At 63.1% G+C, this 20,490-nt stretch carries 20 protein-coding genes; 9 read left to right on the top strand and 11 right to left on the bottom strand.

Annotated elements, in window-relative coordinates:
• Window positions 1-229: 229 nt before the first annotated feature.
• The 7 genes from B8784_RS21055 to B8784_RS21025 form a co-directional block, all read right to left on the bottom strand.
• Window positions 230-598 (bottom strand): hypothetical protein, encoded by a 369-nt coding sequence (locus B8784_RS21055; RefSeq protein WP_084400037.1) that lies wholly within the window; start codon window positions 596-598, stop codon window positions 230-232.
• A gap of 787 nt (window positions 599-1,385) precedes the next feature.
• Complete coding sequence (locus B8784_RS21050; RefSeq protein ID WP_084400036.1) at window positions 1,386-1,880, bottom strand: PaaI family thioesterase; 495 nt, start codon at window positions 1,878-1,880, stop codon at window positions 1,386-1,388.
• Window positions 1,877-2,248 carry a tRNA-binding protein gene (locus B8784_RS21045; protein WP_084400035.1) on the bottom strand — a complete coding sequence of 124 codons (372 nt, stop codon included), beginning with the start codon at window positions 2,246-2,248 and terminating at the stop codon, window positions 1,877-1,879. The genes B8784_RS21050 and B8784_RS21045 overlap by 4 nt, the downstream gene beginning before the upstream one ends.
• 7 nt (window positions 2,249-2,255) lie before the next feature.
• Window positions 2,256-3,026, bottom strand: coding sequence for an SDR family NAD(P)-dependent oxidoreductase (locus B8784_RS21040; RefSeq protein ID WP_084400034.1), 771 nt, complete (start codon window positions 3,024-3,026; stop codon window positions 2,256-2,258).
• 101 nt (window positions 3,027-3,127) lie between these two features.
• Window positions 3,128-3,478 (bottom strand): DUF423 domain-containing protein, encoded by a 351-nt coding sequence (locus tag B8784_RS21035; protein ID WP_084400033.1) that lies wholly within the window; start codon window positions 3,476-3,478, stop codon window positions 3,128-3,130.
• 64 nt (window positions 3,479-3,542) lie between these two features.
• Window positions 3,543-5,066, bottom strand: a complete 1,524-nt coding sequence (locus tag B8784_RS21030; RefSeq protein ID WP_084400032.1) for a flavin-containing monooxygenase — start codon at window positions 5,064-5,066, stop codon at window positions 3,543-3,545.
• Window positions 5,067-5,174: 108 nt separating this feature from the next.
• Entirely contained in the window at window positions 5,175-5,594 is a 420-nt protein-coding gene (locus B8784_RS21025) for a PaaI family thioesterase (protein ID WP_084400031.1), read from the bottom strand.
• A gap of 111 nt (window positions 5,595-5,705) precedes the next feature.
• Between B8784_RS21025 and B8784_RS21020 the strand changes: the two genes are divergently transcribed.
• From B8784_RS21020 to B8784_RS21010, 3 genes are read left to right on the top strand one after another with little or no spacing between them, the layout of a single operon-like run.
• A complete protein-coding gene (locus tag B8784_RS21020) occupies window positions 5,706-6,809 on the top strand; it encodes a hypothetical protein (protein ID WP_084400030.1) in 1,104 nt (367 codons plus the stop codon).
• A complete protein-coding gene (locus B8784_RS21015; RefSeq protein ID WP_233356272.1) occupies window positions 6,802-7,863 on the top strand; it encodes a phosphotransferase family protein in 1,062 nt (353 codons plus the stop codon). The genes B8784_RS21020 and B8784_RS21015 overlap by 8 nt, the downstream gene beginning before the upstream one ends.
• Window positions 7,860-8,291: a hypothetical protein gene (locus B8784_RS21010; protein ID WP_084400029.1), complete on the top strand. Its 432-nt coding sequence runs from the start codon at window positions 7,860-7,862 to the stop codon at window positions 8,289-8,291. Before B8784_RS21015 ends, B8784_RS21010 begins: the two co-directional genes overlap by 4 nt.
• On the opposite strand, the gene dgcA is transcribed toward B8784_RS21010, so the two are convergent.
• Window positions 8,288-9,265: an N-acetyl-D-Glu racemase DgcA gene (gene dgcA / locus B8784_RS21005; RefSeq protein WP_084400028.1), complete on the bottom strand. Its 978-nt coding sequence runs from the start codon at window positions 9,263-9,265 to the stop codon at window positions 8,288-8,290. The two genes, B8784_RS21010 and dgcA, sit on opposite strands and share 4 nt — an antisense overlap.
• A 103-nt stretch (window positions 9,266-9,368) precedes the next feature.
• Here dgcA and B8784_RS21000 point away from each other — a divergent pair, with 103 nt between their 5' ends.
• The 4 genes from B8784_RS21000 to B8784_RS20985 are packed head-to-tail and all read left to right on the top strand — an operon-like array spanning window position 9,369 to window position 12,845.
• A complete protein-coding gene (locus B8784_RS21000; RefSeq protein ID WP_084400027.1) occupies window positions 9,369-10,499 on the top strand; it encodes an ABC transporter permease in 1,131 nt (376 codons plus the stop codon).
• Window positions 10,496-11,266 carry an ABC transporter ATP-binding protein gene (locus B8784_RS20995; RefSeq protein WP_084400026.1) on the top strand — a complete coding sequence of 257 codons (771 nt, stop codon included), beginning with the start codon at window positions 10,496-10,498 and terminating at the stop codon, window positions 11,264-11,266. The genes B8784_RS21000 and B8784_RS20995 overlap by 4 nt, the downstream gene beginning before the upstream one ends.
• Window positions 11,266-12,228, top strand: coding sequence for an MlaD family protein (locus tag B8784_RS20990; protein ID WP_084400025.1), 963 nt, complete (start codon window positions 11,266-11,268; stop codon window positions 12,226-12,228). Before B8784_RS20995 ends, B8784_RS20990 begins: the two co-directional genes overlap by 1 nt.
• On the top strand, window positions 12,225-12,845 hold the full coding sequence (locus B8784_RS20985; protein WP_084400024.1) for an ABC-type transport auxiliary lipoprotein family protein: 621 nt from the start codon (window positions 12,225-12,227) through the stop codon (window positions 12,843-12,845). The genes B8784_RS20990 and B8784_RS20985 overlap by 4 nt, the downstream gene beginning before the upstream one ends.
• Here B8784_RS20985 and B8784_RS20980 read toward each other — a convergent pair.
• From B8784_RS20980 to B8784_RS20970, 3 genes are all read right to left on the bottom strand, one after another.
• Window positions 12,842-15,235 carry a PAS domain-containing sensor histidine kinase gene (locus B8784_RS20980; RefSeq protein WP_143435668.1) on the bottom strand — a complete coding sequence of 798 codons (2,394 nt, stop codon included), beginning with the start codon at window positions 15,233-15,235 and terminating at the stop codon, window positions 12,842-12,844. The two genes, B8784_RS20985 and B8784_RS20980, sit on opposite strands and share 4 nt — an antisense overlap.
• Window positions 15,236-15,322: 87 nt before the next feature.
• Complete coding sequence (gene pepN, locus B8784_RS20975; protein ID WP_084400022.1) at window positions 15,323-17,917, bottom strand: aminopeptidase N; 2,595 nt, start codon at window positions 17,915-17,917, stop codon at window positions 15,323-15,325.
• A 113-nt stretch (window positions 17,918-18,030) separates the two neighbouring features.
• The gene (locus B8784_RS20970) at window positions 18,031-18,603 is read right to left on the bottom strand and encodes a hypothetical protein (RefSeq protein ID WP_084400021.1); all 573 of its coding nucleotides are present in this window, start codon (window positions 18,601-18,603) and stop codon (window positions 18,031-18,033) included.
• Between the two features lie 175 nt (window positions 18,604-18,778).
• On the opposite strand from B8784_RS20970, the gene B8784_RS20965 reads away from it, so the two are divergent.
• Window positions 18,779-19,894 carry an acyl-CoA dehydrogenase family protein gene (locus tag B8784_RS20965; RefSeq protein WP_084400020.1) on the top strand — a complete coding sequence of 372 codons (1,116 nt, stop codon included), beginning with the start codon at window positions 18,779-18,781 and terminating at the stop codon, window positions 19,892-19,894.
• Between the two features lie 112 nt (window positions 19,895-20,006).
• Window positions 20,007-20,387: a hypothetical protein gene (locus B8784_RS20960; protein ID WP_143435667.1), complete on the top strand. Its 381-nt coding sequence runs from the start codon at window positions 20,007-20,009 to the stop codon at window positions 20,385-20,387.
• Window positions 20,388-20,490: the final 103 nt, after the last annotated feature.

Genomic DNA, 20,490 nt, shown 5'->3' with positions numbered 1-20,490 from the left:
CCCCTTGTTTCTGACAGGGTGACGACTCCTTCAGGCCCAACGCTTTTCAACCACCCTCTGCTGGGGGTGTCACAGATTTTCGCGCGGAGGGGGGCGGATATCGGGGCTCATGCCTTCGGGGAGGGCAGGAGCGGTCGGGCTTTGGCGCTGTGGATGGCGCACGCATCCCGAAAAAAGAGGAGCCCCGCGACTGGTGTGAGACGGGGCTCCAGTGAAACCGGCCTGAGCCTTATTTGGACGAGGTGCGGGTCGTCCGAGGTGTTGTTGCGGTCAGGTCGGTGTGGTGAGCGATCAGGTCTTCAAGGCCGGTCTTCGCGACGGCCTTGCCGAGCAGATCGGTTTCGCAGGCGCGCTGGGCCCGCAGATGGGTTGGTACCGGCGTTACGCGCGGATCGATGCGGCAGGCGCGCTGGGCCGTGTGAACGAAGTCGGTATAGATCTGCTCGACCGGGGCGTTCGGGGCATAATTGAACGCGACCTCGAAGCTGTCCCGGTCCGTTTTTGCGCTGGCGGTCGCGGCCAGGCCAAGGCCCAGCCCGGCCACGCAAACGGCTTTAAAGACCGATGCGCCAGGGCGCTCTTTCCTGGAATGTGTCATTGGCGTTTCCTCCTGTAAGGTGATGAGCGCCTTGAACAGGCCGGGCGTGGAAGCGAGCGTGGTAATCGCGGTGGCAACGTCATCGGGACGTCGTTGGAATTGCAGTTAATTCGAAAATGTAATCCATCCGCCCCCTCTCACCCGCCAGCTATAACCCCTCCCATCCCATCGCCGTGACAGGGCGGTCCGGACCGGCCGGATGGCGGTGGGGGTGCGGAGGTGACTTCTGCTGCGGGCGGGCCTAACGCCCCGTCCGGCGGTGAGCATCGTGTGGGACGAAGGCGGACGCCAGCAGCCTGGCGTTGCAGACCGTTACCGAGATGGGCCGGGAAGGGACACCCGAACGGCCGACACCCTTCGCAGGGCGCGTCCTCAACGGGCGCTTATAGCCACGCCGAAAGGCTGGCAGTTCCATCAGCGTCTTTTCAGGACGCGCCCGGCCCTGTCTTTCGGGGCGAGGAGAGAACGCCAGCGGGCAACCGCGTGGCGGGTTTGGTGCTGCTTTCACGCCGCTCATCCCGGCGCAGGCCGGGATCCCGGGCCACAGGCGGACCGCTTCAATGGCCTGAGACCCCGGCCTTCGCCGGGGTGATCGGGCAGCAGCCCTGAGCGCGATCCATCGCGCAGGCGAAGCCGGAGCGGGGATCAAATAGAAAGGACGCAGCCCTGAGCGCGATCCATGTGAGGCGCGTCAGCGCCGATACGGGAGCAAGACAGAAAAACAGCCTGAGCGCGATCCATCGCGCAGGCGAAGCCGGAGCGGGGATCAAAACCAAAAACCCGCAAGTCAGCCCTGCGGGCGCGCGCCATGGATCGCTTCCACGGTGCGGATCGCTTTCCAGGCGATGACTTTCACGAGGAGTTTGCCTTCGGCAGTCTTCCACTCGGCCTCGACATAGCCGGTCGTCTTCGAGCGGTTCACGACATGCGCCTCGATGGTGATATCGCCCTGGGTGACCGGCCGGAACAGCTTGATCTGAAGGTCCTGCGTGGTGAAGGCCTCGCCCTCCTTCAGGGCCGAGAACATGCAGATCGAGACGACATGGTCCGACAGGGCGCCGACCCAGCCGCCAAAGGCGCGGTCCGGCTGGATGTCGTGCGAGCCGTCATTCGGCCAGACATAGCGCACATGGCCGGGCTCGACATGTTTCAGCCAGTGCTCCGGCATGATGCCGAGCCGGGCGAGGCCCTTCGGCTTGTTCGGCCACTCACCACCGCGAATGCCCTCAAGCAGGGGGCGGAAGTGGGAGGAAAACTGGTTGAGGTCGACGTCGAGGCTCATGCCAGGCGCGCCCCGTTCGGCACGGGGCTGTCGGGCGAGAAGAGGACGATGGCGCCGTCGGTATCGGGAAAGCCGAGCGTCAGCACCTCCGACATGAACTTGCCGATCTGGCGCGGCGGGAAGTTCACCACCGCCGCGACCTGCCGGCCGACCAGCTGGTCCGGGGTGTAGTGATCGGTGATCTGTGCGGAGCTCTTCTTCACGCCGACGCCTTCGCCGAAGTCGATTTTCAGGCGGATGGCCGGCTTGCGCGCGCCCTCCAGCGGGGCGGCTTCGAGCACGGTGCCGACGCGGATATCGACCGCCCGGAAGGTGTCGAAATCCGTCTCGGCTTCCGGCGGATTATTGGGAAGGTCGATCTTGTGCATGGGCCGCTCAGGTGATCACCGACCCGCCATCGACCACGATGGTCTGGCCGGCCATATACTTGCCGGCATCCGAGGCGAGGAAGATGGCTGCGCCGGCAATGTCGACCGGGTCGCCGATCCGGCGCATGGGCGTGCCTTTCTCGACGCGCTTGGCGTTCTCCGGATTCTCCCAGAGGGCGCGGGCGAAATCGGTCTTGATCAGGCCGGGCGCGACGCAGTTGATGCGGATATTGTGGGGGCCGAGCTCAAGCGCGTAATTGCGCGCCAGCTGCATGTCGGCGGCCTTGGAGATGTTGTAGGCGCCGATGACGTCGGAGCCCTGCAGGCCGCCGATCGAGGAGATGATGACGATCGCACCGTCCTTGCGCTCCTTCATCTCCGGGGCGACCAGCTGGATCAGCCAGTGATTCGAGATGATGTTGTTGGAGAGGATCTTCTCGAACGCGTCGTCGCCGATCTCTTCCATCGGGCCGTAATAGGGGTTGGAGGCGGCATTGCAGACCAGCACGTCCACCTTGCCGAACGCCTTGTGGGTCTCGTCGACGAGGGTCTTCAGCTCGTCCTTGGAAGAGATGTTGGCCGGCACGGCGATGGCGGTGTTGTCGCCATGCTTCTCGTTGAGCGCCTGGGCGACCTCCTGGCAGGGGCCGGGCTTGCGCGAGGAGATGACGACTTTCGCGCCCTGTTCGGCCATCTGCTCGGCAATCGCCTTGCCGATGCCGCGCGAGGAGCCGGTGATGATGGCAACCTTGCCGCTCATGTCGAAGAGACTGGCCATGATGTCCTCCTGGGATTCTTACGCCTGTTCACAATTCGCGCGCACCATAGGCGCTCGTTTCCGCTTGCCAATCCCCGGACGTGGGGCAGGCGCTACGATTTTCAGAATTTCAGCGCCGCAAAGGCCAGAAGCGCCCAGCCGATGAGGAGAGCGACCCCGCCAATCGGGGTGATCGCCCCGAACCAGCGCGGGCCCCCAAAGGCCATCGCATAAAGTGTGCCCGAGAAGATGATGGCGCCGAGCCCCATCGCCCAGCCGCCCGTGGCAAACAGCCCGGTCTTGCCAGAGAGCCCCGTGGCCAGGATCGCGACGGCGTGGACAAGGAGGTAGAGCGTGGCGGTCTCCCACCAGCCTTTCGATTCCGGCGTCAGCCGGCCTTCCATGCCATGCGCACCGAAGGCGCCGAGCGCCACACCGAGAAAGCCGAGAACGGAACCGAAGACAGTCAGCATCGTGAAATCACCTCTTGCCCCTTCCTATAGGACAAGTACCGGCGGGACCCAATCCCGCCGGGCATCATGCCGCATCGGCCGGGTGTTTTCCGACGACATGGCCGTCTGCGTCCTCATAGACGAAGACCGCGCTGTCGAGATCGATCTTCGGCAGATCTTCCTTTTCGTGCCAGTAGTCCTGGGTGTGCTGCCATTCGGGGCTGTTGCCGCGCTTCGGCATCAGGTGCTGGCCGCGCATGAGATAGCCCGGATTGAAGTCATTCGGGTCCATCCAGCTCGTCCGCTCCATGCCACGCTGGGCCGCCGGCACTTCCGGACGGATCTCGACTGCGCCGAGGGTGTCCATATGCTCCAGCAGGCGGACCATGAAATCGCCGAGCAGGTCGACCCGCAGGGTCCAGCTCGCGCGGAAATAGCCGAAGACAAACAGCATGTTCGGGACGTCCTCTATCATCATGCCGCGCCAGGTCAGCCGCTCGTTCCAGTCGACCGCCGCGCCATCGATCTCGAAGGGGATATTGCCGAGGAATTTCAGATTGAAGCCGGTCGCGGTGATAATGACATCGGCCTCAAGCACGTCGCCCGAGGTGAGCTTGATGCCTTCCGGCACGAAGCTGTCGATCTGGTCGGTCACGACGCTGGCCTTGCCGGCAGCAATGCCCTGGAAGATGTCGCCATCGGGCACGAAAGCGAGCCGCTGCTGCCACGGCCGGTAGCGCGGGGTGAAGTGGCTCATGTCGAAGTCTTCGCCGAGGAAGGCCTGTACGCCTTCCAGCAGCTCGGCCTTCACCTCTTCGGGTTCGTCCTTCGCCCGCTGGGTAAACTCGTGCTGGTCGAGCAGCACCTTGCGGCGAACGATTTCGTGGATCCACGTCTCGTCGATGTCCAGCCGCCGGAGTTCATCGGCAAGCTCGTTCTCGTTGCGCCCGGGGATGAAATAGGTCGGCGAGCGCTGCAGAAGGGTAACGTGCTCGCACTTGTCGGCGATGTTCGGGATCAGGGTTGCCGCTGTCGCGCCGGAGCCGATGCAGACCACCTTCTTGCCCGTGAGGTCGATATCATCGGGCCAGTTCTGCGGATGGACGATCTCGCCCTTGAAGTCCGCCATGCCCGGCCAGTCGGGCGTGTAGCCCTTGTCGAGATCGTAATAGCCCTGGCACATCCAGAGGAAGCGCGTCTTCACCTCCGCCGGGCCGTCCGGCGTCTCATAAGACACCGTCCAGACTTTCTCCTGCGAGGACCAGCGCGCCTTGGTGATCCGGTGATTGTAATGGATGTAACGGTCGAGGCCGTTATCATCGATCACTTCCTGCATATAGGTCAGGATTTCGTCGGCGGTCGCGATGGGCGGGCCGACCCACGGCTTGAAGCGGTAGCCGAAAGTATAGAGGTCACTGTCGGAGCGGATGCCGGGATAGGTGTGGACCTTCCAGGTCCCGCCAAAACTATCGAGCGCCTCGAAGACGGCGATTGTCTTGCCCGGGCATCGCGTGCTCAGGTGCCAGGCGGCCCCGATCCCCGAAATGCCGGCGCCGACGATCAGGACGTCGAGTATGCCGTCTGCCTGGCCGTTATCCGCTTTTGCCATGACTTCCTCCGCTTTTTATCATTCTTGCGCGGCAGGGTAGCTGATGAACCGGGGCGTCGAATAGGTATTCGACCGGATATCGTAGCGTCAGCATCGAAATTTTTTCGATCAGGCCTCCGGCGGGATGGAATAGGTCACGATGGCATGGCTGGCGACTTTGTCGGAGCCTTCGGCCCGGATCTCCACTTCGGCAAGGGCCAGCGTACGCCCGAGCTTCATCAGCCTGGCCTCGGCAATCACGGCCTCGCCGATGCAGGGACGCAGGAAATTCATATTGAGATTGCTGGTCACGGTCATCGGCGTAATGCCGAGGCGCGTGAAGATCGCCATATAGGTCACGCTGTCGGCCATGGTCATCTGCGTCGGCCCGGAGATGTAGCCGCCTGGGCGCAGGTGCTCGGGCCCGGCGGTCAGGCGCATCATGGCGTGGCCGTCTTCCATCAGGATGACTTCGGACCGGTTCTGAGCGCCATTGAAGGCCTCGGCCAGAAAAGCATTCGCGTCTTCGACGGAGACCTTTGATGTCATTGGCGTTTTCCTTTTCCCCAGCGTTAGCGATTGATCCCTCGGTCCGCTTTGGTCACTGTATCGGGCTATACAGACCCGCCAAGAGGTCACGCAAAGGGAGGCTGCAACCACATGCTGACATGGGGTGACGAATATCCGATTCACCAGACGCCGGAGCCCGTCTGGGTGGCCGGGTCGGACCGTAATTTCTACGACCGCTATTTCTTCAATGGCTATTCGCTGGATGGCGAGGTTTTCTTTGGGGCGGCCTTCGGGGTCTATCCGCATCTCAACATTATGGACGGGGCGTTTTCCGTCCTGAAAGACGGCATCCAGCGCTCGGTCCATCTCTCGCGCATCATGAATTTCGAGCGCATGGATGTCCGCATCGGCCCGATGAGCATTGAGGTCCTGCAGCCGCTGAAATCGGTCCGCGTCCAGTTCGAGGAGGCCGAGGGCATTTCGGCCGATCTCACCTTCGAGGGGCGCCACTTCCCGGTCGAGGAGCCGCGGTTTACCCGCCGCAATGGTTCGCGGATGATGATGGACGTGACGCGCATGACGCAGAACGGCCGCTGGTCGGGCACGATCACTGTGGATGGCGAGACGATTGAGGTGTCCAGCGACAATTTCTTCGGCACGCGCGACAGGAGCTGGGGCGTGCGACCGCTGGGCGCGCAGGACCCGCAACCGGTCGTGCCGCAGAAGCTGCCGCAATTCTACTGGGTCTGGACGCCGATGAACTTCCCGAATGCGGCGGTCTATTTCCATGTCAACGAGGACGAGAACGGCGATCGCTGGAACACCCGCTCCATCTTCGCCATGGACGGCGTCGATGCTGACGGCCTTATGCCGCTGGCCGATCCGGTCTTCACCCCGGACTTCGAACAGGGCACGCGGCGGGTCCGCTCGGCGGTCATGCGCGCGCATGATCCTTATGGCCGCGAGCACAAGATCCATTATGAGCCGATTGGCGTCTTCCAGATGAAGGGCATCGGCTATGGCCATCCGGAATGGGGCCATGCCCTCTGGAAGGGCGAGTATGCAATTGGCCGGGAAGACTTCAAACCGCTGACCATGCCCTGGAACCAGCCGGACAATCTTCACATCCAGGCGATTGCGAAGGTTCGCCATGAAGGCCCGGACGGGCAGGGCTCTGAAGGGATCGGCGCGCTGGAACAGCTTTTCATCGGCCCGCACGAGGCGTCCGGCTGGAAGGATCTGTTCGATGCCTGATACTGCTGTCGACAATCCCACCCTGGCCGACAAGTTCGCGGCCTATGCGGAAGCCCACATACCGGGCGCGGGCAATCTGCGCGTGACGCATATGAACCGCATCCATGGCGGGGCGAGCCGGGAGACCTATTCGGTCGATATCGCCTATGAGGATGCCACCGGGCCGAAAGTGAAGGGGCTGATCCTGCGGCGCGACCCGGCCGACAGCCTGATCGACACCGACCGCCGGGTCGAGTTTGCCGCCATTCGCACCGCTTACGGCAAGGCCAATATTCCCGCCCCGGAAGCGCTCTTCCTGGAAACCGATCCGGGCCCGCTCGGCGCGCCCTTCTTCGTCATGGGCCGGATCGAGGGCGGCACCCCGCTCAACCCGTTCCGCATTGAAGAGGTCGAGCCTTATCGCACTGAGGTGGGGCGGGATTTCTTCCGCCATCTCGGCGCCATTGCCTCGCTGGATATCGACGGCGCGCCCATTGCCGATGAGATCGACACGCCAGAGGCCGGGCAGTGCTGGAAACGCGAGCTCGACCATTGGGCCAGCGAAATCCGCACCCATGCGCGTGAGCCCCAGCCGGTCGCCGAAGCCGCGATCCGCTATCTCGCTGCCAGTCCGCCGCCACCGGCGCAAAAGCTCGCCCTCGTGCATGGCGATTTTCGGTCCGGCAACTTCCTGCACGATGGAGCGGGCCATATCTGCGCTGTCCTCGACTGGGAGATGGCGCATATCGGCGACCCCTATGAGGATCTGGCCTGGGCAACGGATTTGCTCTGGTGTGCCAGCGATCAGGCGCGCGCGGCCGGGTTCATTCCGTGGCCGGAGGCGCTTGCCATCTGGCAGGAAGCATCGGGCTGCACTTTCGACCCGCAGGCGTTCGAATGGTGGAGCCTGTTTGCGCACTTGAAGGGGCTCGGTATCTGGATCTCTTCGGCGCGGGCCTTCGCCGACGGCAAGAATGATGACCCGATCCTCGCCTGGTCGGGCTGGTTTACCCATGCCGCACACGAGCTGATGCTCGCCTCGCGGCTGGCAGAGAAACATGGGGTGAAGATATGAGCGATGTCGGCATGATCCTGCAGCGCATCGGCGCCACGCTCGTTCAGGATGTCGCCCCGAAACTGGAGGGCGACTATTCCGGCGGCCATGCCGGGATTTCCGGTGTCATGGCGGTAATGGCCGGGGAGATGTGGGACAAGGAAGCCGACCTGCTCGCCAATGAAATCGCACGGCTGAGGGCGCTGCTGGAGGCCGCCGGTATGGGAGACGATGTGCCTGAGGCCGCCTCGCTGAAAATCTCAGACCTGAAGGCCACCCGCAATGCCCTGTCCGAGCAACTGATTGCGCTTCAGACCCGCCTTGAGGCGGCTGATGACGAGGCTTCGAGAGCCCTCAATACCCAGATCTGGGCGCATCTCCTGGCGACCAGCGCGGCCCGCATGCCCAGCCCGCCGGCCTTCGCGGCGGCAGAGAGTGAAGCGACCTAGCCCCAGAGGGCGGTCTCGGGCGGGTAGACGAGGCCGTTCTCATAGCGCAGGCCGTTGGCGATATCCTCGGCCAGCCAGAGCGGGCCGTCGAGATCGACAGCATCGGCAAGCTGACCGAGCAGGACGGCCGGCGCCATGCTGAGCGAGCCGGCCACCATGCAGCCGACCATGATGCCGAGCCCGGCCTTTTTCGCCTCACGGGCCATGGCCAGCGCCTCGGTCAACCCGCCCGCCTTGTCGAGCTTGATGTTCACCGCATCATAGAGCTGGGCCAGGTCCTGGATCTGCTCTGTCGTGTGAACGCTTTCATCGGCGCAGACGGCGATGACCGGCGGACGTTTGCGGAGATATGCGTCCTGGCCAGCCGGGAAGGGCTGTTCGATGAGCACGACACCGAGGCCGGCCGCCTTGCGGGCAATTTCGGGAAAGAGACCGCCATCAAGGGCCTCATTGGCGTCGAGGATCAGTTTCGCTTCCGGGCGGGCCTCGTGAACGGCTTCCACGCGGGCCAGGTCTTCCGGGCCACCGAGTTTGAGCTTCAGCAGCGTGCCGGGCGCGTCTTTCGCAGCCTCCGCCATGCTGGCCGGGTTGTCGAGCACGATGGTTACGGCCGTTTCCAGCGGCGCCGGTTCGGGCAGGCCGGCCAGTGTCCAGACAGGCTTGCCGAAGCGTTTGGCCTCAAGGTCCCACATCGCGCAGTCGACTGCACACCGCGCGGCGCCTGCCGGCATGGCGGCCTGCAGGGCCTGGCGGTTCATCCCCTTTTCGAGCGCCACTCGCTGGTTTTCGATCTGGGCTGTGACGGAGTCGACTGTCTCGTCATACCGTCCATAAGGCACGCATTCGCCCCGGCCGCGTTTCCCGTCCTGTTCGAGCGTAACGCGGACCGTTTCCGCCGAGGTCTTCGCCCCCCGCGAGATCGAGAAGCGTCTGGCGAGCGGCGAGGAAACGGTTTCGACGGAAAGTGTGATCATGTTTCGCAAATGTGCCTGACTTTGATTGAATTTTACAGATGGTCCTGCGCCATCCTTAAAGGTCGGGTGTTAAGGTAAACAGGAATTGAGCCTCAAGCGAATTATGCCGACGACACCACGCTTCGACTTTGACACCCATGATGGCACCGGTACCCTCAGGCTTGAGGGCGACTGGGGCGTGCATACGCTGAATGCCGTCGAGCCGTCTCTCAAGGCGCTTGAGACCGATGGCCTCACGCGCCTGGAAGCCGATCTCTCGAATGTCGGTCGCTTCGATACCGCGGCAGCCTTCCTGCTGGACAGGCTCGCCTGCCGGGCAGGGCTTGAGAGCGTGACCATCACGCACGGCTCCGAGAGCATGAAAGCCCTGGTCGCTCAGGCGCAAGCGTTGCGGCCTGGTCCGGAAGAAGAAGCCGAGCCGAAGCAAACCTTTGGTCTCGTCGACCTGCTCGAGCGCACCGGGCGATCCACGATGCGCTTCATCAATGAGGGGCTGGATATGCTGGCCTTTCTTGGTGACACGCTGACCTCGATGCTGATGGCCATCCTCCGGCCGGCACGCATGCGCTGGACCGCGCTTGTCTCTGTCATGGAGGATAGCGGCCTCGATGCGGTGCCCATTGTCGGGTTCCTCTCCTTCTTCGTCGGTATGGTTATCGCCTTTATCGGCGCAACGACGCTGAGCGAATTCGGCGCCACCATCTTTACCGTCGAGCTTGTCGGCATCGCCGTGCTGCGCGAATTCGGCGTGATCCTGACTGCCGTCATTCTGGCCGGGCGGACGAATTCCGCCTTTACCGCCCAGATCGGCGCGATGCGCATGTATCAGGAGGTCGACGCGATGCAGACGCTCGGGCTCGACCCGATGGATGTCCTTGTCGTGCCGCGTGCCTTTGCCATGCTCATCATGACCCCCGTCCTGACGCTGGTTGCCGTGCTCTTCGGCATTGGCGGCGGTGGTTTTGTCAGCTGGGTGGCGCTCGACATCAATCCGACGGTCTTCTTCAACCGTCTTCAGGACACAGTGCCGCTGCAGCATTTCTGGGTCGGCATGTCGAAAGCGCCGGTCTTTGGCATGGTGGTCGCCCTGATCGGCTGCCGTCAGGGGCTGCAGGTCGGCGGCAGTGTCCAGTCGCTTGGGCGCTCCACCACAAAGTCGGTCGTGCAGGCGCTGTTCTCGATCATCGTCATCGATGCCCTGTTCGCGGTCTTCTACATGGAGCTCGACATATGACGGAGCGCATCGCCATCCAGGTCCGGGACCTGAAGACAGCCTATGGCCCTCACGTTGTGCACGAGCATCTCGATCTCGATGTGCGCGAAGGCGAGATCCTCGGCGTGATCGGCCCGTCGGGCAGCGGCAAGTCGGTCTTGTTGCGCGCGATCGTGGGGCTCAAGCCACCAGCCGCCGGCACGATCGATGTCTTCGGCGAGGATGTGACCGGGCTCGAAGGCGATGCCCTGCGTGCGGTTCAGGACCAGTGGGGGATCCTTTTCCAGGACGGGGCGCTGTTTTCCAATCTCACCGTGCGCGAAAACGTCATGGTGCCGATGAAGGAACACACCCATCTCAGCAAGGCGTTCATGCGGCAATTCGCAGACCAGAAGATCCGCATGGCCGGGCTCGAAACCTCGGCTGGCGACAAGTTTCCCTCGGATCTTTCCGGCGGGATGCGCAAGCGCGCCGCGCTCGCCCGGGCGCTGGCGCTCGATCCGCCGATCCTCTTTCTCGACGAACCGACCGCCGGGCTCGACCCGATTACCGCGGGCGGATTCGACAAGCTGGTGCGGGACCTGCAGCGGTCACTGGCCCTGACAGTGTTTCTCGTCACACATGACCTCGATACGCTGGCGGCCACCTGCGACAGGATTGCCGTCCTCGGGGAGAAGCGTGTGATTGCGGTCGGCACGATGAGCGAGCTTCGAAGCATGGATGATCCGTGGATCAAGGAATATTTCGGCGGCCCGCGCGGACGGGCGGCTGCGGCAGGAGTGATGTAATGGAAACGCGTGCGAATTACGCCATGATCGGCGCCTTCGTCATTCTGGCAATTCTGTCAGGGCTGGGCTTTGTGCTGTGGCTCGGACAGTCTCAGTTCAACCAGGATTTCGATGTCTATGACATTGTCTTCGACGGCCCGGTCAATCTCGAGGACGGCGCTTCGGTGCGCTATATCGGTATCAAGGTGGGCGAGGTGGAAAGCATCGGCATCGACCGCAACGATGCCTCCAAGGTGCGCGCCCGTATCCGCGTCGATTCCGAAACGCCTGTGAAGACCGACTCCACGGCCAGCATTGAATTTGCCGGGATCACCGGTGTGACCTTCGTCCAGATCAATGCCGGATCGCCGGATGCCGAGCGCTTGCAGCGGGCCTCCAATCAGGAGGTGCCGGAAATCAAGTCGATATCAAGCCCGGTGGCCGAGCTGTTTTCCAGCGGCAATGAAGTGATGGGGCGGGCCAATCTCGCGCTCGAAAACATCGGCAAGCTGTTGAGCGACGAGAATGTGGAATCGGTGTCGAACACAATTGCGAACATCGAGGCCATCTCCAGCTCCCTGAGTGGTGAGGGCAATCTTTCGGCAGACCTTTCCGAAGTGCTCGCTTCGGTCAACCAGGCCGCCGAGAGCATTGACCGCGCCTCGCGCAGTTTCGACAGCCTCGGCACGAATGCCGAGAAGGAAGTGACGCGGATCGGTACGCAGATCAGCGACCTGCTGACCGAACTGGAAGGCATGTCCGATTCCGCGCGCCGCAGCATCGAATCGAGCGAACAGGCGATTACCGCGGCAACCGGCGTCATCGAAGGCCCGGCAACCGATGCGGTGACAGACTTCCGCCTGATCGCGCAGGACCTGCGCGTCCTGATCCGCCGGCTTGACCGGCTGACCCGTGAACTCGAACAGAACCCGCAGGGCCTCCTGCGCAGTGACCCCGTCCCGTATGAAGGAGACCGCAAGTGATCCGGCCCACCCTGTCTGCAATCGTCCTGTCCCTGTCGGGACTGAGCCTCTCCGGCTGTGTTTCGGTCCTGCCCGAACAGCCGCGCCCGGAAGCCGTCTTCCAGATCGGCGTGCCACAAAGCCAGCGATCGCTGAATGCGACCGTCGTCGTCCGCGAGCCGGATGCGCCGCGTCTCTTTGCAAGCCGTGCCATTGCCGCGGAAGGCGGCGATGGCGGGCTGCGCATCGTGCCGGGCATTGCCTGGGCCGACCGGGCAACCCGCATGCTGCAGGTCACCATGGTCGACAGCTTCTCCGCCGATGGCGATGGCCTGGCCGTCGATGACGCGACCGGGGTCAGTGGGCATTATGAGCTTTACTGGCGGGTCACCGATTTCAGCCTGAAGGGCAATGATGGCTATTGCGAAGCCCAGCTGACCCTGATGGACGGGCGCAGCCGGGAACCGGTCGAGAAAGGCACAGTCTCGGCGAGGGTCAGCGGATCGGGCAACCAGCCGGTGGCCCGGGCCAAGGCGCTAGCGGCGGCCGGGCGGGACTGCGTCGCCAAGGGAGCGGACTTTGTCGCCGACCATGCCGTGGCGCGCCCGGACAAGGACGATGCCGAGCTTGAGGGCTAGGCCACGTTCCGGTCTGACGTCTGCGTTTCGGTGCTGACCGGCAGGTAGAAGCTCACCATGGTGCCGCGGCCGGGTTCGCTGGCAATGGTCAGCGAGCCGCCATGCATTTCAGCGAATGACTTGGTCAGCGCCAGGCCGAGGCCGGTGCCTTCGGAATTGCGCTCGCGCGTCTCGTTGACCTGCTCGAATGGTTTGGCGAGCCGGGGCAGGTGTTCCTTGGGAATGCCCACACCGGTATCGCGCACCGCCACGCGGATCTGATCGCCGCGGCGCTGGACGGCGACGATGATGCGTCCGCCGGCATCGGTGAACTTGATCGCATTGGAAATCAGGTTGAGCACCATCTGGCGCACGGCGCGGTGGTCGGCATCGACTTCGGGCAGGTTTTCTTCCGCTTGCAGGGCGATGCGGATGCCCTTGTCCTCGGCCTTGCGGCGGATCATGCGCACCGCCGCATCGACAGGATCGACGAGATCGATCGGTTTGGGATCGATGGTCATCTTGCCGGCCTCGATCTTCGCGATGTCGAGGATGTCATTGATCATGTCGAGCAGGTGCTGGCCGGAGTTGAGTATGTCCATGGCGTACTCGCTGTAGCGCTTGTCGCCGAGGGGCCCATACATCTCGTTGGCCAGGATTTCCGAAAAGCCGTTGATGGCATTGAGCGGGGTGCGCAGCTCATGGCTCATGCTGGCGAGGAAGGCGCTCTTGGAATCGGCCGAGCGTTCGGCTTTCGCCTTCTCTTCATTATATTTGCGTGCGAGTTCGGCATTATGCCCCTCGGAGCGTTCAAGCTCCTGGACGAGGTTCTTCAGCTGTTTCTTCTGCCGGGTCAGCTGCTCCTCGTTGCGGACATCGCTCGTCATATCGAGACCGAAGCTGATGATCGTGCCGGCACTCGTCGCACGCTCGACCAGCTTGATCCATTCGCCGCTGCGCAGGCCGAGCAAGGTGACGCCGCCATCGTTCGGATCGGTTTTTTCGCTCACCACATTGGCGCTGCGTGCCAGCAGCACCGTTTCCTGGCTGACGCCCGGGCGCAGGACTTCTTCGAGGCCGAAGATGCGTTCGAAGGTCCGGTTCCAGAAGAAGAGCCGCTTGTTGGAATCCCAGAGCGCGAAGGGGCAGGGGAAGCTTTCAATGGCGCTACGCAGCCGGGCTTCGGCGTTACGCTGCTTCTCGCGCGAGCGCACGGTTTCGGTGACATCGAACATGACCCCGCTGATAATCGCCGAACCGGCCCCCTCGCGATAAGCCTGGCCGCCGCGCAGTTCGAGCCAGGTCTCTCCGCCGGATGAGGTCGTAGCCACGTGAATGGAAAATGGCCGGCTGGGCCGGGCTTCGCCGATGGCATCGTTCAGGAGTGTGCGGTGGCCGCTATAGACGGCATTGACGAGCGCGCCGAAGGGCATGTCCCCATGGCTCGGCACACCGAGGAGCCGGGCCGCCTCGTCGCTCAGCCAGGCCTTGCCGTCGCCTGTGCGCACGTTCCAGAATCCCATGCTGGCATTGGCCGCCGCAATCTCGAGCTTGCCGCCCGGCACCGATACCGGCTCTGGCGCGGGCTGGCGGCTTGCGCCCTGGCGCGGCAGCCGGCTGGCCTGACTGTAAAGGCCAGAAAAAGCCAGAAGCGTGGCGGCCAGCAGGAGCAGGCCAAGCAGGATATTGAGCCCGCTTTGTACGGTCAGCAGAGGGCTTGGCCGTGACAGGCAGAGCGAAAAGCCGGCTTTCGACAGGTCGACACACGCTGTCGCTGAGCGGTCGATCAGCTGCCTTGTGCGAAAGCCGCTGCCACGTTCGAGAATGCGCCGGTCCGGCGGCACAACCGACCGGTTGCCAACCGACATACTGGTCTCGCCATAGAGCAGAAGGCGCGCGCCGCCATTGGGGGCGGTCAGCCATTTTCCGGCGTCTACGGTGGCGATGACGGGATTGCCCACCGCAGGGACATCGACCAGCAGGAAACGCCCATCATCGAGCAGTTCGAGCCGGCGGTTCGCATTGATCATTTCGGCCGCGCGTTCGCCGGTACGCACTCGCTCGGCATCGTCCGACGCCAGGGCGCTGTCGAGCGTGAAGATCGCGTCCACACCGACATAGTCCGGATCAATGGCATTGCTTCGCGCGCCGGCGCGCAGCTCGTTTTCCATGCGCTCGATGGCCTGGTCAGCACGGCGGTTCAGACGTTCGCCGGCCAGAAGTGCGTCGCGCTGCAGTACGCGCAGCTCCTGGGTCTTGCTTTGCTGATAGCCGTTCCAGCCCATCAGGGAGAGGGCCGCTGTCAGGACAAGAAGGGTCAGCGCGAGAACGGTTTTCAGCGCGCCGGCCGATCGCTGGCCGGACGCTGTCTCGGTCTTCCGTCCGTATCCTCGCTGGCGAGATCGAGCCACCGCCTCATGCCCCCGACGCAATTTGCAAACAAAGCGTAAAAATCCGCCGAAATGTTTGCGCTTACGTTAATGAGCGTGAGTCGGGCTCTAATCCAAAGCCCGGGAGACGATATCCATCGCGTTCTTCGACAGGCCCTGATCGCGCAATTCCTCCAGAACACGCTTCGCGCTTGCCTGTGCGACCGGTTCCAGCTTCTTCCACTGTTCGAAGCTTGTCAGCAGCCGCGCGGCCAGGGCCGGGTTCAGCGGGTCGACCCGGGCGATGATGTCGCCGATCACCTTGTGGCCTTCGCCATCGGGGGCATGGAAGCCCGCAAGGTTGGTCATGGAGAAGGCGGCGGCAACCGAACGCACGCGGTTCGGATTGGAGAGATCGTAATCCGGGTGCTGTGACAGGCGTCGGGCATCCTCGGCGGTGCCCTGTCCGGCCTGGACGGCGAACCATTTGTCGATGACCAGCGGATTGTCCTTCCAGCGCTGGTAGAAGGTCTCGATGGCCTCGTCGCGCGGCTTGCCGGGCAGCGTGACCAGGGCGCGCAGGCAGGCCAGGCTTTCGGTCATGTTCGGCGCCTTGTCGAAAAGCGCTTTCAGACGGTCTGCCGCCTCGCTTGTGTCCAGCGCGCCGGTCAGGCCGATCATGGCGGTTCTCTGCGCCCGGATGCCGGCTTGCTCCGCGTTCGGCTTGAAGGGGGCAGGCGAGGGGGCCTCCAGAAGACGCTCGGCATCCGCAGCCAGGGCCTCGGCCAGGGCCTGACGCAACCGTTTACGGGCGACGTTCAGGCCGGCCGGATCGACCGGCTCGCGCTCCTGGAAGAGTTCGCCGATGTCAGGCAGGACAGTCAGCAGCGCGGCGAAGGCCGGATCGTCGCTATTGGCACGGACCGCTTCAGCGAGCGCGTCCACAAGCGCTTCATCAGGCGGCGATTGCGGCTCATCCAGCAGGCGGAAGATCTCTGTCTTCGCAAGCGTCTGGAAATTGTCCCAGGTATTGAAGGCATCGGTTTCCGCCGCCGCCAGCGCCAGCAGGTCTGTATTGCTGAGGGCGCGCTTGATACGGACAGGCGCGCTGAAGTGGCGATTGATAGAAAGGAGAGGGCGTTTGCTGCCGGCCGGCAGCTGGACCGTCACGCTCTGCCGGTCATCCTCGAGGCGAATCACCGTTTCGCCCTTGTCCCAGCCCTCGGCCTCGGCATGGGCGCCCTTGCCATCAAGCAGGGCGGCCCGAAGCGGAATCGGCACGGGCTGCTTGGTCGGCTGTTTCGGCGTTACCGGGGTCTCCTGTGCCAGATCGATGGTCAGCGTCGCGCTGTCGCCATCCCAGCGTTCCTTGACGGTGACTTCCGGCGTGCCGGCCTGGGCGTACCAGCGGCGGAACTGCGACAGGTCCCGGCCCGAGGCCTTTTCGAAGCAGGCATAGAAGTCCTCGATCGTGGAGGCCGTGCCGTCATATTCGTCGAAATAGATCTGCATGCCGCGATTGAACGCCTCATCGCCGATGAAGACGGTGAGCGCGCGGATCAGCTCTGCGCCCTTTTCATAGACGGTGGCGGTGTAGAGATTGTCGATCGAGCCATAGGCTTGCGGGCGCACCGGATGGGCGAGCGGCCCGGCATCCTCGGCGAACTGGCGCGCACGCAGACGCATCACATCCTTGATGCGTTGCACCGGGCGGGACCGCAGGTCTGCTGAAAACTCCTGGTCGCGGAAGACCGTCAGGCCTTCCTTCAGGCAGAGCTGGAACCAGTCGCGGCAGGTGATCCGGTTGCCGGTCCAATTGTGGAAGTATTCGTGGCCGACAATGCTCTCAATCGCTTCAAAGTCGGCATCGGTTGCGCTGTCTTCCCGGGCGAGCACATAGGCCGAGTTGAAGATGTTGAGGCCCTTGTTCTCCATGGCGCCGAAGTTGAAGTCGCGCACGGCCACGATGTTGAAGACACCGAGATCATAGGCCCGCCCGAACCGCTTTTCGTCCCAGACCATGGCGGCCTTCAGGCTCTCCATCGCCCATTCGGCGCGGTCGGCCTGGCCCTTGTCGACATAGACGCCGAGATCGACATGGTCGCCATTCATCGTGGTGAAGGTGTCGCGCCAGACATCATAGTCGCCCGCACAAAGCGCAAAGAGATAGGAGGGTTTCGGGTGTGGGTCGTCCCATTCGGCAAAATGACGTCCATCGGAAAGGGCGCCGGCCTCACCGGGTGTGCCATTGGAGAGGAGGATGGGATATTTCGCCTTGTCGGCGTCGATGCGGACATGGAAGCGGCTCATCACGTCGGGCCGGTCGGGCCAGTAGGTGATACGGCGGAAGCCGGTTGCCTCACACTGGGAACAGAAGCGGCCGGCGGACATGTAAAGCCCGGAGAGCGCGGTGTTCTTCGACGGATTGATCGTCACGTCGGTTTCGAGCGTGAAGGCATCCGGCACACTGGCGATGGTGAGGGTTTCCTCATCTTTCTGATAGGCCGCCTCGCTGAGCGTCGTGCCGTCGAGCGCGATGGAATTGAGCGTCAGGCCGACGCCATCCAGCACGAAGGCGCCCGGCCTCAGGCGCTTGACCTGCATCTTCGTGCGCACACGGGTCGCATCCGGCTCAAGAGAGAAGTCCATCGAGACGTGCTCGATCTCGAAGGGGTAGGGGCTGTAGTTCTCAAGCTTGACGGAAACCGGCGTGTCGGTGCGCATCGTGTTCTGTCCTTCTTCGTGGCAAGGTGTGTTGCCAGAAGAGATAGGATGCTGCCTGCACTGCCACAATCGCGAGCGGGCCAGTCCGCAGCGATTCTTTCACGCGAAGCTGTTTATTCGGCCGCCTGTTTCGGCGCATCCGTCACATTATAGACGTGACGCAGGACAAGCTGGCACTCTCTCGCCGCCGGCTTCATTTCCTCCGGGAATTTCTCCGGGCTCTGTGCGGCGAGCTCCGCCAGCTGTCGGCAGAAGCGCAGCATGCGCGGCGCATTCGCGATGAGGCGGGCCTGATATTCGATCTTTTCGGGGTCGCGATCATACTCAGAGCCGGGCACGCGCCAGCCGCCCCAGTTATTCTCGTCTGTCATCACGACAGGGAATGTGCCCGGAAAAGGATGACCGGCTGTTTCGTCACCGTCCTGCCAGCGGTTCTTTGCCCGCTGGATGCGCCAGTGTTCGGTGACGAGATCGTCGTTGGAGTGCATGCGGTCGCGCCCATGCATCGCCTCTTCGGACACAAGGTCCCCGGCAGTGAAGTCACGGCCAAGGCCGACATCGTATGTCACCCGCAGGGGTTCCTCGACATCCTTGACCCAGTGGGGAATGACCCGCTCGACAAGGGCCCAGGTTCCAACCGGTTTCACGAATACGCGCTGGGATTTGTGAAAGAGGGCTTTGGCCATGCTGATCTCCGTTCCTGAGCCCTTCTTGCACAGCGGGCTTGAAGCAGCGTGAAACTGGTCTGACAAATTTCATCTACCGCTGCCCTTGCGGCCTTCCGCTGCGAGACGGCTTTCCGCGCCGTGGCAGTGCGCTATTGTGGGGGCAGAGAGAGATAAGACAGGGAGACGAGGTCGTATGAATTTCGACTTTTCAGAAGACCAGAAATTCCTCGCCAGTGAAGCGCGGAAGTTTCTCAGTGCGCAATGCACCACAGCGCATGTCCGCGAGGTGCTGGATGACGACAAGAAGAGCCATCATGAAGGCGTCTGGAAGCAGGTCGTCGAGATGGGCTGGCTGGGCACGGCGATCCCGGAAGAATATGGCGGGCTCGGCCTCGGCATGCTCGAACTCTGTGTGATTGCCGAGGAAATGGGCCGTGCGCTGGCGCCGGTGCCATTCGCTTCCACGGTCTATTTCTTCAGCGAGGCGCTGAAGCTGGCCGCCAGCGAGGACCAGAAGAAAGACATCCTGCCAAAGGTCGCCAGCGGCGAGGTCATCGGTTGCCATGCCGCCAGCGAAGGGCCGGGCCCGGTCGATGCCGACAAGCTCAAGACGACGTTCGATGGCTCGAAGGTCAGCGGTACGAAAATCCCCGTCACCGATGGCGATGTCGCTACGCACGCTATTGTCCTCGCCAAGGAAGGCGGCGGCGCCAGCCTTGTCCTGGTCGACCTGACTGCCCAGGGCGTTAGCCGCTCACCGGTCCAGACGCTGGAGCCGACGCGCAGCCATGCCGAGATCAAGTTCGATGGCGCGCCGGGTGTGCGTATCGGTGAGGCCGGCGAAGGCGCATCGCTGAATGAGGCACTGCTCGACAGGGCCGCTGTCCTGCTGGCTTTCGAGCAGCTTGGCGGGGCCGACCGTTGTCTCGAAATGGGCACCGAATACGCCAAGGAGCGCTACGCGTTCGGGCGTCCGATCGGCGGTAATCAGGCGATCAAGCACAAGCTTGCCGAAATGTATGTGAAGAATCAGGTCGCCCGCTCGAACTGTTATTACGGGGCCTGGGCGCTCTCGACGGACGCCTCGGAGCTGCCGGAAGCGGCAGCCTCCTCCCGGCTGGCTGCGAGCGATGCCTACTGGTTTGCCTCGAAGGAAAACATCCAGACGCATGGCGGCATGGGCTTTACCTGGGAAGTGGATTGCCACCTCTTCTATCGTCGCGCCAAACTGCTGGCCGTACAGGCCGGCGCGCCGAAGGTCTGGAAGGAAAAACTCGTTTCCGCCCTCGAGCGCAAGAACGCTGCTTAAGCCCGGGCCAGCGCATGGGCCGGCCGGGTGTAAACTGTTGCTATGGCGGGCTTGAAGCGCTCGCTCCGGATGGTACGGATTGCGCTTTCTTAGCGTAAACGAGGACCGATCCATGGCATCTGTAAAGAGAACGGCTTTCGCGGCATTTTGTGCATTCGGGGTCATGACGAGCCCGGCCATCGCTCAGGATGGGATGAACGAAGACAAGTGCATGACCCTCATTGTGGCCATGTCGAAGCTCGAGCTTGCAATGGTCGGCAAGGCCGGCATGACCGGCGCTGAAGCCCGGTCCGGTCTGGAGTCGCTTCAACCTGGACTGCCCGATGACGTTTCGGCGCAGGTGGATGAGCTGAAGGCGGTTTCCCGCTCTGCCGAGGGCATTGAGCCCGGTGATCCGAGCCATCCCATGGCGACGGGAACGTTCCAGAAGGCGAGCCGCGCTTATCGGGAAACGCTCAAGCCTTACTGCCCTGGCTTCAGCCTGGATTACTAGGCGCTCACGGGGCTTCCGCGCTGGGGTTTTCTCGCGTCTTGACCCGACGCTACGGCTGGGCAGGCCGGTCAGTCGGCCTATACTGTGTTCACAAGAGCATTGC

Origin of the sequence: Henriciella aquimarina (assembly GCF_002088975.1) — a bacterium.
In the GTDB taxonomy this organism is placed as follows: Bacteria; Pseudomonadota; Alphaproteobacteria; order Caulobacterales; family Hyphomonadaceae; genus Henriciella; species Henriciella aquimarina.
The sequence above is the reverse complement of the archived record's forward strand: the minus strand, read 5'-3'. Positions and strand labels throughout refer to the sequence as shown.